At 56.2% G+C, this 14680-nt stretch carries 10 protein-coding genes; 6 read left to right on the forward strand and 4 right to left on the reverse strand.

Going from position 1 to position 14680, the window contains the following annotated elements:
* Positions 1 to 57 precede the first annotated feature (57 nt).
* The 4 genes from GRI36_RS13180 (at position 58) to GRI36_RS13195 (ending at position 5240) form a co-directional block, all read left to right on the forward strand.
* Positions 58 to 1953 (forward strand): beta-galactosidase, encoded by a 1896-nt coding sequence (locus GRI36_RS13180; RefSeq protein WP_235902278.1) that lies wholly within the window; start codon positions 58 to 60, stop codon positions 1951 to 1953.
* A 328-nt stretch (positions 1954 to 2281) separates the two neighbouring features.
* The gene (locus GRI36_RS13185; protein ID WP_160598875.1) at positions 2282 to 3373 is read left to right on the forward strand and encodes a Gfo/Idh/MocA family protein; all 1092 of its coding nucleotides are present in this window, start codon (positions 2282 to 2284) and stop codon (positions 3371 to 3373) included.
* Positions 3366 to 4322, forward strand: coding sequence for an aldo/keto reductase (locus tag GRI36_RS13190; protein ID WP_202392178.1), 957 nt, complete (start codon positions 3366 to 3368; stop codon positions 4320 to 4322). The genes GRI36_RS13185 and GRI36_RS13190 overlap by 8 nt, the downstream gene beginning before the upstream one ends.
* A 9-nt stretch (positions 4323 to 4331) precedes the next feature.
* Positions 4332 to 5240, forward strand: coding sequence for a TauD/TfdA family dioxygenase (locus GRI36_RS13195; RefSeq protein WP_160598876.1), 909 nt, complete (start codon positions 4332 to 4334; stop codon positions 5238 to 5240).
* On the opposite strand, the gene GRI36_RS13200 is transcribed toward GRI36_RS13195, so the two are convergent.
* Together GRI36_RS13200 and GRI36_RS13205 are read right to left on the reverse strand one after the other, a co-directional pair.
* On the reverse strand, positions 5233 to 6951 hold the full coding sequence (locus tag GRI36_RS13200) for a solute:sodium symporter family transporter (protein WP_160598877.1): 1719 nt from the start codon (positions 6949 to 6951) through the stop codon (positions 5233 to 5235). The two genes, GRI36_RS13195 and GRI36_RS13200, sit on opposite strands and share 8 nt — an antisense overlap.
* Before the next feature lie 176 nt (positions 6952 to 7127).
* Positions 7128 to 7811 (reverse strand): glutathione S-transferase family protein, encoded by a 684-nt coding sequence (locus GRI36_RS13205; protein ID WP_160598878.1) that lies wholly within the window; start codon positions 7809 to 7811, stop codon positions 7128 to 7130.
* A 92-nt stretch (positions 7812 to 7903) separates the two neighbouring features.
* On the opposite strand from GRI36_RS13205, the gene GRI36_RS13210 reads away from it, so the two are divergent.
* Positions 7904 to 8539, forward strand: a complete 636-nt coding sequence (locus tag GRI36_RS13210; protein WP_160598879.1) for a glutathione S-transferase family protein — start codon at positions 7904 to 7906, stop codon at positions 8537 to 8539.
* Positions 8540 to 8569: 30 nt separating this feature from the next.
* Here the strand turns inward: GRI36_RS13210 and GRI36_RS13215 are convergent, their stop codons facing one another.
* Entirely contained in the window at positions 8570 to 11785 is a 3216-nt protein-coding gene (locus tag GRI36_RS13215) for a bifunctional cytochrome P450/NADPH--P450 reductase (RefSeq protein WP_160598880.1), read from the reverse strand.
* An 88-nt stretch (positions 11786 to 11873) separates the two neighbouring features.
* Entirely contained in the window at positions 11874 to 12788 is a 915-nt protein-coding gene (locus GRI36_RS13220; RefSeq protein ID WP_160598881.1) for a M14 family metallopeptidase, read from the reverse strand.
* Positions 12789 to 12958: 170 nt separating this feature from the next.
* Here GRI36_RS13220 and GRI36_RS13225 point away from each other — a divergent pair, with 170 nt between their 5' ends.
* Positions 12959 to 14485 (forward strand): amidohydrolase family protein, encoded by a 1527-nt coding sequence (locus tag GRI36_RS13225; protein WP_160598882.1) that lies wholly within the window; start codon positions 12959 to 12961, stop codon positions 14483 to 14485.
* Positions 14486 to 14680 lie beyond the last annotated feature (195 nt).

Raw genomic sequence — 14680 nt, forward strand, 5'->3', positions numbered from 1 at the left:
CCTGCTGCAAAATTAGCAGGGATTGACCCTGCCCCTTAGGTAGCGGAAGAACCCGGCATGTCCGGACAGAACCATTCGATGCAGCTTGGCGTTTGCTATTATCCAGAGCATTGGCCCGAAGACCGCTGGCCGATTGACGCGCGCGAAATGGCGGAGACCGGATTAAGTCTGGTACGGATCGGCGAATTCGCATGGAGCAGGATCGAGCCTGAGCCAGGCCGCTTCGATTGGGCTTGGCTCGACCGGGCCATCGAAGTTCTGCATGCCGAGGGGCTGCGGATAATTCTCGGCACACCGACCGCGACCCCGCCCAAATGGCTATATAACCAGATGCCCGATATGGCCGCACTGGGCCGGGATGGAAAGGCGCGCAAATTCGGCTCTCGGCGCCACTATTGCTTCAGCCACAGAGGCTACCGCGAACAGGCAGCGCGCATCACCAGCGCAATGGCCGAGCGTTATGGCAGCCATCCTGCAATAGCTGCTTGGCAGACCGATAATGAATATGGCTGCCACGATACAGTGCAAAGCTTTTCGCCCGCCGCACGCGATGCGTTTCGCCTATGGCTTGCCGCAAGGTACACGTCGATTGACGCGCTAAATCAGGCATGGGGCAATGTGTTCTGGAGCATGGAATATCGCAGCTTTGACGAAATCGATCTGCCCAATTTAACCGTCACCGAAGCCAATCCCGCGCATTGGCTGGCATTCCGCCGATTCTCCTCGGATCAAGTCATCTCCTTCAACCGCGCACAGGTTGATATCTTGCGCGAATCTTCTCCGGACCGTGACATTACGCATAATGCGATGGGCTTTTACACTGGCTATGATCACCATGATCTGGCCGCTGATCTGGATGTGCTGGGCTGGGATAGCTACCCGCTCGGCTTCCTCGAAATGTTCCGCTTTTCGGAAGAAGACAAATGCCGATATGCACGGCAGGGACACCCCGACATCGCCGCATTTCATCACGATTTGTACCGCGGCTGCGCCAAGCATGGCCGCTGGTCAGTGCTCGAACAGCAACCCGGCCCTGTCAATTGGGCAAGGCACAATCCGGCACCGCTACGCGGGATGGTCAGGCTGTGGACGCTGGAAGCGATGGCGCATGGTGCGGAATTGGTCAGCTATTTCCGCTGGCGGCAATCCCCCAAAGCGCAGGAGCAGATGCACGCGGGCCTATTGCGGCCAGACGGGGAACCAGCCCCTGCCTTGACTGAAGTAAAGGAAGCCGCCGCTAATGTCGCTGAGCTGGGACCACTCGGCGCAGGGACGAAACACGCCGCATTGGTATTTTCCTATACTTCAGAATGGATGACCCAAATCCAGCCGCAGGGCGAAGGATGCTCGGCGTTGTGGGCGGCTTTCAATTGCTATTCGGCGTTGAGAAAATTGGGCTTGAACGTGGATATTGTCGCGCCGGACGCCTCGCTTGACGGATATGGGCTGGTGGTCGTGCCTTGCTCGCCAATCGTACCTGATGCTCTCGCCAAATCGCTCGAGAATTTCGGCGGTCAGATTGTAATCGGGCCACGCAGCGGAAGCCGCGATGAAGACTTTGCTATTCCGCCCACTCTCGCCCCCGGAAAGCTCGAAACGCTGATTGGCGGCAAAGTAACTTTGAGCGAAACCTTGCGGCCCGGCGTTGTCTATCAAGGTGACGATTGGGAAGTAGCAGGGTGGTTAGACCGGTTGGAACGGCCGCAGGGCGGCGCGACTCCGGAATTGACTGCGAATGATGGCACTGTCGCTAGCTGGAGGAACGCCAACGTCCGATATTGCGCGGCATGGCCCGAAGGCGCTTTGATTGACAGGTTGATCGAGAAGGCGGCGATCGACGGCGCCTTGCCCGCGGCACGCTTGCCCGAGGGAACCCGGCGGAGAAGCTGCAAAAACTACATTTTCGAATTTGACTATCTGGCAGCCGTGGCGAGCATCAAGCCTCAAATTTAAAGCTTTAGCTGTCCGGTCTTAACTGCCTCATACACAGCATCTCCCCGTGAATGAACGGCAAGCCAGAGATAAATCGACTTCACGTGATTGCTCACGGTCAGGTCAATGGGGATATGCCCGCGCGTACTCCTGCTAGTGCAATGCGGTGGGCTCCTCACCGAATTGCAGGAACTTCCGGAAGCGATCTCTTGAAATAGACGATCCAGTGACTGGGTCTTTCGCTCAATGCCTTAGATATGCCATCGCCTGCCCACCCCACTGGTTTTGGCCAATCGGAGCCACGCTTTCCTCGCTTGTGAAACACGGATTTCAACGACATAGGGGCAGCGTGGATAGAACGAGAACTTACGCCATTGCCGGCTGCGGCATGATGGGGCGCGAGCATATGCGCAACATCGCGCTGGTGCCCGATGCACGGCTGATTGCCATCGCCGATACAGACGCCGGATCGCGTGATGCCGCTTCTGCGTTGGCAAGTGCGCTGGGCCAGAGCCCTGCCTTCTTCACTGACATCGCCGGCATGCTTGGCACAGTCAGGCCCGATGCCGTGATTGTGGCTGCGCCGAATTACCAGCATTTCGATATCGCTAATCTGCTGATGCAGCACGGCGTCGCGATCCTGTTGGAGAAGCCTTTTTGCACCACCGTGGATGACGCGGTCACTCTGGCACGGCAGATGCGCGACTATGATCCGCTAGTCTGGGTCGGCCTCGAATATCGCTATATGCCGCCCGTGGCCCGCTTCATTGAACGAGTCCAATCGGGTGAGACGGGCGCGGTCAAGATGTTCTATATTCGAGAACATCGTTTCCCGTTTCTGGAGAAAGTCGGCGATTGGAACCGCTTCAACCGCAACACTGGTGGCACTCTGGTAGAGAAATGCTGCCACTTCTTCGATTTGATGCGGTATAGTTTGCAAGATGAGCCTGTGCGGATTTTCGCCAGTGGCGGTCAGGATGTGAACCATCTTGACGAACAATATAATGGCGAAACGCCCGATATTCTCGACAACGCCTTTGTAACGGTGGATTTTTCGCACGGCGGTCGCGCGGTGCTCGATCTGTGTATGTTTGCCGAGGGTGCAGAGCAGCAGGAAGAGATCTACGCGGTCGGCCCAATTGGCCGGCTCGACGTTACAATTCCTGCAGCGACGGTCAAATGGTCACCCCGTGACGGCAGCGGCATGACAATCGAGGCTGTCGAAACACCAACTGATGCCTTGCAGGCGGGCGACCATCACGGCGCAACCTTCTTCCAACTGCAGGCATTCCACCACGCTTTGGTGGATGGCACGCCGCCAGCACTCACCGCACTTGATGGGCTCCGTTCGGTCCAGATGGGCGCGGCGGCGCAGCAATCGATTGCAACCGGCCTTCCGGTCCACCTCGACTTTTCCCAAACTGGAGAGAAACTTGCCTGACACCATCCCCCAAATCGGTTTCGGCCTTTGGAAAATCGCTCCCGAAGACTGCGAAGCGGCAATCTTGGACGCCGTCCGGGCTGGCTATCGTCATTTCGACAGCGCTGCCGATTACGGCAATGAGGAAGCTGTCGGCAAAGGCATTAAGGCCGCGATAGATCAGGGCCTTTGCAGCCGCGAGGATTTGTGGATTACGTCTAAGCTTTGGAATACCTATCACGCGCCCGAGCATGTCGAGACTGCTTGCCGCAAAAGCTTGAGCGATCTTGGTCTGGACTATTTTGATCTCTATTTAGTCCATTTCCCCATCGCGCTGGAATTTGTACCGTTTGAGCAGCGTTACCCACCCGAATGGGTATTTGATCCCGCCGCCAAACATCCAGCGATGAAGCCTGCGAAGGTGCCGCAGCATCAAACTTGGACGGCAATGGAACGGTTGGTTGATGCAGGACTGGCACGCCAGATCGGCGTGTGCAATTATTCGTCCGCATTGCTTCATGATCTGATGTCTTACAGCCGCATTGCGCCAGCCGTGCTGCAAGTGGAATCGCACCCCTATCTAACCCAGCAAAAGCTAATCCGGCTTGCGCGGGATTACGGAATGCAGGTTACTGCGTTTTCGCCTTTCGGTGCGCTATCTTATGTCGAAATCGGCATGGCCGGCGCGGCTGATAGCGTGCTGGACGAGGCAGCCGTCACAGCTGCCGCAACCGCTCATGACAAAACACCAGCTCAGGTGGTGCTGCGGTGGGGCATCCAGCGCGGCAATTCGGTCATTCCCAAATCGACCAATCCAGACCGGATGCGCGAGAATCTCGCAATTACCGATTTTGAACTCACCGAAGCGGAAATGACCGCGATTGACGCGCTAGATCAAGGTCGCCGGTTCAACGATCCCGGTGTATTTTGCGAAGCCGCATTTGGCACTTTCTTCCCTATTTATGATTGAGGCACCGCGATGAGCGACTTTCCCCATGTAGCTCAAGGCAGCGGCGATCTTGCCGCGTATATTGCCGATAACAAGCCAGCGATTGACGCGCATCTTGCTGGTGCTGGCGCAGTGCTGTTTCGTGGCTTTTCGGTGCCTGATGCGGCGCATTTCGATTCCACCGTGGTTGCTTATGGCCAAGAGAACTTCCCCTATAGGGAATCACTGTCCAACGCGGTGCGGGTCAACGTGACCGAGCGTGTTTTCACCGCCAATGAAGCGCCGCCGACCACCACCATCCATTTGCATCATGAAATGGCACAGACGCCGATCTATCCCGGCAAACTGTTCTTCTATTGCGAAATAGCGGCCGAAACCGGCGGTGCGACCCCGCTATGCCGGTCTGATATTTTGTTCGAGAGGCTGGTTTCCGCCGACCCAGCGCGTGCACAAGCCTTTGAACAGCGCGGCGTGCGATATTCAAACGTTATGCCTGGCAGCGATGATGCCGGGTCGGGCCAAGGGCGTTCTTGGCGCAGCACCTTGGGTGTCGAAACCCGGGAACAAGCAGACGCGAGACTGGCCGCGCTTGGTTATGATGGCCAATGGCGCGATGATGACAGCTTGCGCGCGACGACCCCTGTTTTGCCAGCGGTCCGAATGCTCGCAGATGACCGGAAGAGCTTCTTCAACCAGCTGATTGCCGCGTTCCGGGGATGGTCCGATGCGCGCAACGACCCGTCAAAATCGATCACTTTCGGCGATGGCGAACCGATTACGTCAGAGGATATGGCGGCGGCAATCTCGTTGTCAGAAGAACTGACATATGACCATTATTGGCAAGCTGGCGATGTGGTTCTGGTCGACAATTTCGCGGTTATGCATGGCCGAAAACCGTTCACCGGCAGACGCAGGGTTCTCGCTTCGCTGATTAAGTAACCGCCGGCCGCCTGATCGACATCACCCATGCCACCATATTACCCAGCACCAATGCCCCAATCAGGATCGGGAATATCGCCTGAACTCCGCGCGCGCCCTCCCCGCTGGGACCGGCTAGGCCAAGCGGGGAAAATACCAGATACAGCGCCACCACCAGCGACAGCAGAGTGAAAGCCAATGGACGGGCAAAGCGCCACGGAGTCATATCAACCTTCGGATTGCTCGGCGGAATGTAAGGCTCTGCCCGCGGGCTGATCCGGCCGGCAACCAGCATGATCGCCACTTCGATCACAAACAGGATGGCATATAGGTGGATGAAGTGGAGCGTAACCACATCGTCCAGCACAAACCGTAGCAATCCATACGCCAGCACATGGAACACAATCACCAACTTAGCCCCAAGCGCGGGAACGCGGCGAGTGAACAGGCCGACAATAACGATCACGACGGTCGGGATGTTGTAAAAGCCAGTGAAAATCCGCACGATTTGCCACAGGCCCTCCTCTGCAAAATACAGCAGCGGCGCGATGCCGAAGGACATCAGCGCAATAGCGACGCTGGCGATCTTGGCCACTTTCACCAATTGCGCCTCGGTGTCGCGATCACCGCGCATGGGTGCATAAACGTCGAGGGTAAACAGCGTCGCGGCGCTGTTGAGCAGCGAATTGAACGAACTGAACACCGCCCCCAGCAGAACCGCGAGGAATATGCCCGTAAGGTATGCGGGAAGCACATCGCGCACCAAACGCGGATAGGCCTCGTCAATCGTCCCCAAGCCTGGTCCGTATAGATGGAACGCGATGACGCCGGGTATCATCATCATCATCGGAACCATGATTTTGAAAAAGCCGGAGAACAAAATGCCCTTCTGCCCTTCGGCCAAGGAGCGCGCACCCAACGTCCGCTGGATCACATATTGGTTAGTGCACCAGTAAAACAGATTGGCGAAGATCATACCGGTGAAAATTGTTCCGAACGGAGTGGGATCATCGGGTCCGCCAATTGCGTTCAGTTTTTCCGGATGGTCGGTAACTATCCGATCAAACCCCGCGGCAAAGCTGCCGTCCCCCAGCAGCATCAGCCCCAAAATTGGAACCAGCAAGCCAATGAACAGCAACCCGATGCCATTGAGCGTGTCCGATACCGCCACAGCTTTCAGGCCGCCAAACACCGCATAGGCAGCACCGCTGATCCCGATCACCAACACCGTCAACAGCAAAGACGGGAAATAGGCCAAGCCGCTCAATGTCGGTACATCGAAAAACTGCATGACTGCAATCGAGCCCGAATACAGCACCGAAGGTATCGTCACGAGGCCGTAGCCAAGCATGAACAGCACAACCGACATGCGCCGAACGACGGGATCAAATCGTTCGTTCAAGAATTCGGGAAGCGTCGTGAAAGCGCCGGCCAGATAGCGGGGCAGGAAAATGAAGGCCATCGCGATGGTCGCAATCGCCGCAGTCACTTCCCACGCCATGCTCGATAGATTGTAGCCATAGGCAGAGCCGTTCAGCCCGATCAATTGCTCGGCCGATAGATTAGTCAGCAGCAGCGAGCCTGCGATGAATGTCGCGCCCAGTCCCCGTCCTGCCAGGAAATATCCGTCCTTGGTATTGGCCGAACCGCGCGTTTTGAGCCAGCTGACCCAAGCCACCAAAGCCATCGCGGCAATGCACGTAATCAGCGTATATGCGAGCGACCAAGTCATGCTGATATGCGAAGCAAGCCCCCGCTTGCCGCACCTATTTCCCCCAAAAAATCGCAGGCCGGATTGTCATTTTCCGCCTCTGGCTCATGCAACTATCCGACTTACCTGCGAAATGCCATTGTCTGCGCTATCTATTGGCAAGACGGCCCGAAATCTACCTTAAAGCGGGCACTTCATCAGGTTTGAACGTTTCCCCGTGCCCGCTCGGCAAACGCCTTGGTTGTGGTTTCATCCTTCAAGGCGTTTTCCGAGATTATCGGAACCTGGACGCCTGCGCGCAACGCAGGCCGCTGCTTCATCGCATCCAGCCAGCGGTCTAGATTTTCCAGCCCGTCGCGCGAAACGCCCGACCACCTGTAAGTCCGCACCCAGCACCAATTGGCGATATCTGCGATCGAGAAATCATCGCCCAGCCACTCGCTTTCACCCAGGCGGCGATCGAGCACTTCGAACAATCGGCGCGATTCATTCTGGTAACGGCTGATCGCGGTGGGAATTTTTTCGGGCAAATAACGGTAAAATACGTTGGCCTGCCCCATCATCGGCCCGATCCCACCCATTTGGAACATCAACCAGGACATCACCCGCGCGCGTGCCTTGCTTTCGGTGGGCAGTAGGCGGCCGGTTTTCTCGGCCAGATAGACCATAATTGCGCCGGATTCGAACACCGCCAAATCATCATTTTCGCGGTCTACAATAACCGGGATACGACCATTGGGGTTCATCGCGAGAAAGTGTTCGGTTTTCTGCGCGCCTGCCGTCAAATCGATCGCATGGACATCATAGGGAATCCCCAATTCCTCCAAGGTGCAGGAGGCTTTATGCCCGTTCGGCGTAGGCGAGGTGTAAAGATCGATCATGGAATTGGCCCTGTGCGGCGTGCTTGTCTTCGAAAACTAGCAGTGCGATATGATACCTGCAATGCCGCAACACCAACGCCGGAGTGCCGACCATGTCCCTGACCTTCTACGACTGTAAGACCGCGCCCAGCCCTCGGCGCGCTCGCATCATTCTGGCGGAAAAGGGTGTGCCGCACGAATTGGTCGAGATTGATTTGCGGTCAGCAGAGCAGATGGGCGAGGCATATCGGGCCATCAATCCGAACGCCACCGTGCCAGCGCTCAAGCTGGAAGATGGCACAGTGTTAACCGATAATGCCGGGATCGCCGCCTGGCTGGAAGCGGCCTATCCCGATCCGCCTTTGATGGGTATCTCACCGCTGGAAAAGGCGGACATTGCAACGTGGCAATGGCGGGTCGAACAGGAGTTCGGCATGGGTGTTGCCAGCGCGCTGCGCAACGCCAATCCGGCGATGAAAGGGCGCGCCCTACCCGGTCCGCATGACTACGAACAAATTCCCGCGCTCGCCGAACGCGGTATGCAGCAAGTTGATCACTTCTTCGACCGGCTGGATGCCCATCTTGAAGGTAGGGAATTCATCGCCGCAGACCGGCTTTCGGTCGCGGATGTCACAGGTTTCGTCTTTATGGATTTCGCCAAAGTCATTGGCAAACGGCCGGGCGAGGAATATTCCAACATTGCCCGCTGGCGCGAGGGCCTGCGGGAAAGGCCAGCGTTCCAGCTTTAACGGCTCCTTGTCGAAAGGGTAAGTCTGTCCCTAACCCACCCAGACATCTAGCAGATAGCGCTCCCGATCAATCATCGACTCTATCCAGCTATCGGCCTCTGCCCCGCTACAATCTGTTTTCCGGGCGTAGATTGATGCGAGGGTGCCGCGCACATCGGGCTCCATCTTGGCGCCATCTCCGCAGATGTATATCCGTGCGCCTTGTTCGATCAGCTCCCAAACCCGGTCCGCGTGCTCAACTATGCAATCCTGTACATAGGTTCGCGAGCCATCATGGCGGGAGAATGCCGCGAACACTGACGCGACCCCGCGCCGGTCATAATCTTCCAGCTCTTCGCGGTAGAGGTAATCATGATCTGGGTGACGGCATCCGAAGAACAGCAGTGCATCACCCAAGTTTTTGCCCGCCTGCTGCAACCTGTCGCGCTGTTGAAGGAAACCGCGGAACGGGGCGATGCCGGTGCCGGGTCCGACCATGATTACCGGCTGTGAATGATCCTCTGGCAGACGGAAATTGGCGGTCGGTTCGCGGACAATCGCCTGAAACCGGTCACCTGGACGCAGGCCTGCGAGGTAAGTTGAGCACGTGCCCTTGAACTCGCCCTTGCCCGACATTGCCGGGCCGCGCGTGACACCGACAGTGATCGAACAATGTCCCGGATTATGGTGTGGATCAGATGCAATCGAATAATATCGCGGGCTCAAGAACGGGATTAATTCAAGGAATACGGCGAGCGGCAGGTCGCAGGCCGGGAAGTCTTCGAGGATATCCAGAACCGATTTGCGCTTCTCCAGAATTTCGGTCGTATAGGCGTCAGTTTCGCCTTTTGCGGCCGGCTCCGCCAGAGCTTCTAGCGCTGCGCGTGAATTGGGGCATTGTGAATAGCGCGCCAATGCCGCGACATCCCGCCGGGTAGCAATGGCCTGAAGCTCGCCCGCTGTCTGGGCGAGGTGTTGAACAGAAAATGTGCTTCCGCTAGGGAACGGCCCGCGCATTTCACTGCGCGATTCAATCCGTACATAGGTGTCGCGGGCAAGCTTGAAGCGCCTCAACAAGCGTTCGACGACCGCGTCATCATTAACCGGCACCACGCACAGATGATCGCCAGGACGATAGGTCATGCCCTCTGGCAAAGCGACTTCGATATGTTTGGTCGAACGCCCTTCTTCATGACTGGTATCTTTAAGTTCGGTGCTGCTAACGACTTCCACTTCGCGCGCGCCGAGCCGGTCGGCGACGGCGTTTGCGGTGACGCTTTGGGTTATCTGGACCGAATAAAGCGGCTCCGCCAGCGCACCCGCCTCGGTTTCGACTGGCACGCCGAATTCGGTGCCCAATTGGGGAATCAGCGCATCGAGCCAGTCATGGAATTGCGTATCGACATCACCGCGAGCGTCCAGCTCCTCGGTGCCTGCAATCCGGCGCGCGCCAAGCGCTTCCATCCGCGCGTCAATCTTGCGCGGCACCACCTGGAATGTGGCAGCCCAGTCGCTGTTACCGCAGCCAAGTACGAAATATGACACGCCCTCCAGCGTAACCGATGAAGCATCGTTATGTTCGAGCCAGTCGGTAAATTTCGAGGCGTTGTCCGGCGGCATTCCATTGTAGGACGAACATGCGATGGCAACCGCGCCCTCGGTTGGCAATTGGCCGACATAGCCATCAAGTTCCGCCATCTTTACGTCGAAACCGCTGAATTCAGCCCTTTGGGCTATTTCGCGGGCAAAGCTCTCGCTTGATCCCAGATTGGAGCCGTAAAGAACCAGCAACGGTGTGCCATGGCTGGGCACAGCCACAGCGGCAGGCATTTCGCCTGCTGCATTATCAAGAGCCGCATCTGCCCCGCCCCGTTCCACATCATCCCGCAGGCGCGCTTTGATGAAGAACTCGTCGGGTTTGATCGATAGGGTTTCCTTGATATCGAGCTGATAATCAGTGTGATCGAACAGGTCGAACCGCTGCAATATCATCCCAAGCACGAGGATAGATTCCTGAATCGCGAATTGTCGCCCGATACAGGCGCGTTGCCCGTTCCCGAACGGCTTGTATGCGGCCGGATTGCGGGCGGCTTCTGCTTCTGGCGTGAAATGGTCCGGATTGAATTGCTCCGGATCATTGCCCCATTCGGAGGCGTCACGGTGGAGCGAAGGTATCAGAACGGTGGTGAAAGTGCCCTTGGGAATGGCGTATTTCCCGCCGATGATCTCATCCTTATACGGCGCAAGGCCAAGCGCCGGCGCGGTTGGCCACAGGCGCAATGCCTCCGACAGGATAGCCCGGATATACGGGAGCCGCCCGATTTCGGGCAGCGTCGGCGCACGGTCGATATTGCGGCCGAGCACCTCATCAACTTCAGCATAGGCACGTTTAAGCACGTCGCGGTTCTTGAGCAAATAATAGAGCGTGAACGATAGCAATCCCGATGTTGTCTCGTGTCCGGCAATCAGGAATGTGTTGATCTGATAACGGATATTCTCGTCCGAAAGGCGCTCGCCAGTAACCGCGTCGCGACCCGACAGCATGAAGTCGAGCAGATCTTCAGGCCCGCCTCCCCCCTGACTGCGCCGTTCGCGAATAATTTCGTCGACCAGATTGTTCATATAGGCCGCATCGCGGTGCAATTGCTTTATCTGATCGCCTTTGAACAGTTTCTCGCCGGGTATTCCGCGCATATTGAGCGTGGTGCCAAGCGTCCGGTTGAGCGCTTCGATAAAGGGATGAAAATCCTCCCGATAAAACGAATTGAAGCGGTACCCGAACCCGCACACGCCGATCGTGTCCAGCGTCAGCCGGATCATGTCCTTGGGCACATCAATCACATCATCGGTGTTGAGCCGTTCCCATTTCATCATCAATTGGTTGGCGATGTCGGTCATCATCGGCAGATAGCCACCCATCGCTTTCTGGCTGAATGATGGCAGCAGGATGTGGTGCGCTTTGGACCAATTGGGATCCTGGGTATCGCCAGTGAACAGGCCATCGCCCGCAATCAGCCGCAACCGCTTCAGCGGCCCACGCACAGTTTTGTCGAAGCGCTTTTCGTCACAAACCTCGGCCACCAGATCCGCGCCTGACACCATAATGATTGGCGTGCCCATCATGTCGAGCTTGAAGATTGGTCCGTATTCGTCCGCCAATTCCATTAAGGACTGGATCATCCTGGCCGAATCCACCGTAACAGCGTTGCCAATCAGTGGTTTACCGGGCGGTTGCGGAATTGGCTCGAGCAATGTTTGTGAATCCATAGCGCCGCTTTTGCCAGACAAATGCCAGCACGCAAAGACCCTAACCGGAGCACCTGAAGCGGAGCACCTGTGAAGCGCGAAACGATGCTTAGTTCACAGCGTAATCCAGCGCGGCACAAATCGCAGTCACTTGGGCTGCATTGCATTGCGAGGCCGTTGCATTCGGACTGTCCGGATAGACTTCGGTAGTTGTTGTAAACCGCGCTTTTGTAATCGATCCGCACATCGAATATTTAGCATAGGGATACTCGATTACCCCTGGTGACAGCACCGCTGACCCGATAATTTGGCCCTCTTCATCAGCCGGAGCGATGTGTGTCACTTTCGCTACTGCCTCTATTATCGTCTTGTGAAATTCCGGCTGCGGGTTTTCGCTGTCATCCACCAGATAGAAACCGTCAGGAATGATGCCCGGTTCATACGGCTCCCCATCGCGCGCCGCCAAAGCTGGCCGAAACTCGCTTTCATCGCTGTCGGTGGTTTCGTGAAGATCGATATGCAGTACGAAAGGATCGGAATGCGAGGATACAAGAGCCATTAGCGCAGTGCACTCGAGTGCGCTGCTGCCCTCAAAAAAGCTGCGATTGACGTCGATCGCGTCATAATTCCAACGGTTGACCCGCTCATAAGCCCACGGGCTGACGCACGGGGCGACCAACAGATTGACCTTGCCCGCATAATCAGAAGCTTTGGTCTCAAGAAATTCGAGCGCACCCATCACTCCGCTGGTTTCATATCCGTGCACGCCCCCGGTTACGAGGACGTTTGGCAATTCGGGATCGTACGGCGCTGCGCGCAGAGCATAGAGCGCATACTCCTCTCCAGCGTAGTCAAGATTTCCGTATGTGACAGTTTCAAACCGGCCCGAAAGCGCTTCAATCCTAGGCACCACATCTTCATCATATCGCCGTTGCACAGATTGGCTCGCACGCCATTGAGTGCGCTCGGACTCCCCCCAAGGTTCGCCTGCATTTCCGATGGGGTAAAAGCCTGTGTTGTTCATTTCTATTCCACTGTGTTTCTCGCGGGCCGTTCCTAGCGCGGGCGCGGGCGATTTAACAGCGTTCCGGTTCCACCAGATTCCAAGCGCTACAAACAACAGGTCCGATTAACATTTCCTCGGCGGATCTGATATGACAATGATCATCGCTAGCAGACAATGGAGCTCTGGATATGTCCGGTAAAATTAGACGTTCCGTTATTTTCACGCTTGCAATAGCGGCGGCTTGCGCAGCTAGCGCGCAGGAACCGGCTGCAGAGCTGCCAATCTATGACATCGTGCTAAAAGGCGGCAGAGTTATGGACCCCGAGACTGGTCTGGATGCGATCCTCAATGTCGGGATTACTGACCGGACGATCACAGCCATATCTGCTGAAGAAATTCGCGGCGTTGAAATGATCGATGTTACAGGACAGATTGTTGCCCCCGGTTTCATCGATGTTCACAATCACAGCCCCACACCACTCGGCCAAATGTATCAGGCCCGTGATGGCGTGACGACCAGCTTGGAATTGGAAGCAGGCTCCTATCCGGTCGCAGCACATGGTGCATATATTCGCCGGAAGGCACGGATAAATTACGGAGCTTCAACCAGCCATACACAAGCGAGAATGGTGGCGATGTCTGGCGGCAATCATGCCCCAGTGCAAAACATTATGGGAGCGAAAAGGGCCAATATCGGCCTGGATAATGGCGAAGCGCGAGCCCGCTATGTTACCTCTAACGCGGGCGAACGGGCCAAGATACGGCGCACCGTCGAGGATGGCTTGCAACAGGGCGGTATCGGTATCGGCCTGCTGCTCGATTATATCAGTGAAGCTGTCGACGAAGATGAAGTGCGCGCCATTTTTGAACTTGCATCGCAATATCAAACGCCGGTCTTTGTTCATATCCGGCGCGGAGCTGCCGGAGACCCCACCGGCCTTGATGAAGTGCTGACCTTGGCCAAGGCCACGGGCGCGAAAGTTCATATTTGCCATTTGTCGCATAGTGCCATGAAAAATGTTGCTCTGTTCTTAGAGAAAATCCGCGAGGCGCGAACAAGCGGTGTGGACGTCACCACTGAAGTCCTGCCCTATAATGCGGGATCAACCAGCATTGGAGCGGCAGTGTTCGGCCGTGACTGGCAGGAGATATTTGGAATCGGGCCCGAAGATGTCCAACTCGCCTCGACCGGAGAATTCTTCACCCAGGAAAGCTTTGACCAGACAAGGAAAGAGAGCCCCAATGCCGCAATTATGCATCACTATTTAAAAGAGGAATGGACGCGGCTTTTGGTCGCCGCGCCAGATGTCATATTGTCATCCGATGGCTTGCCTGTGATCAGTCTGAAGGAAAAAGCTCCTCCGCAGGGTATCGGCTCGTTCTCCAAACTGGTTGGAACCTACGTGCGCGACGAGCAACTTCTGCCCATGATGTCGGCCTTGTCGAAAATCACTCTGCAACCCGCGCAGCTACTGGAAAATGCCGCACCCGCATTCCGTCTTAAGGGTCGCCTACAAACCGGCATGGACGCTGATATTACTGTATTTGATCCGGCGGTTATTATGGACATGGCCACCTATTTGGACCCTCACCAACCATCGATTGGTGTTACATATCTGCTGGTAAATGGCAGCTTTGTAATCAAGAACGGTGATATCGAACCCAGCGCGTTCCCCGGTCGCCAAATTTTTGCAAGCCCATTGGACAAGCGATAATTTTCTCGTTCGAGGAGATAGAGGCGATGAACGAAAAAACGTAGAAATGTTAATGCCTTAGTTAACGCAATGGTAGTCTATCTATTCTATCCGAGTAATATGGGCGCGCTGCATTCAAAAATCGGAAAACGAAGTCGCAATTGGTCGCGGCCAGTTCCACGTACAATGGACCTCCAGGCTGAAGCTGCAATTTCG

This window comes from Pontixanthobacter gangjinensis (assembly GCF_009827545.1).
GTDB classification, from domain to species: domain Bacteria; phylum Pseudomonadota; class Alphaproteobacteria; order Sphingomonadales; family Sphingomonadaceae; genus Pontixanthobacter; species Pontixanthobacter gangjinensis.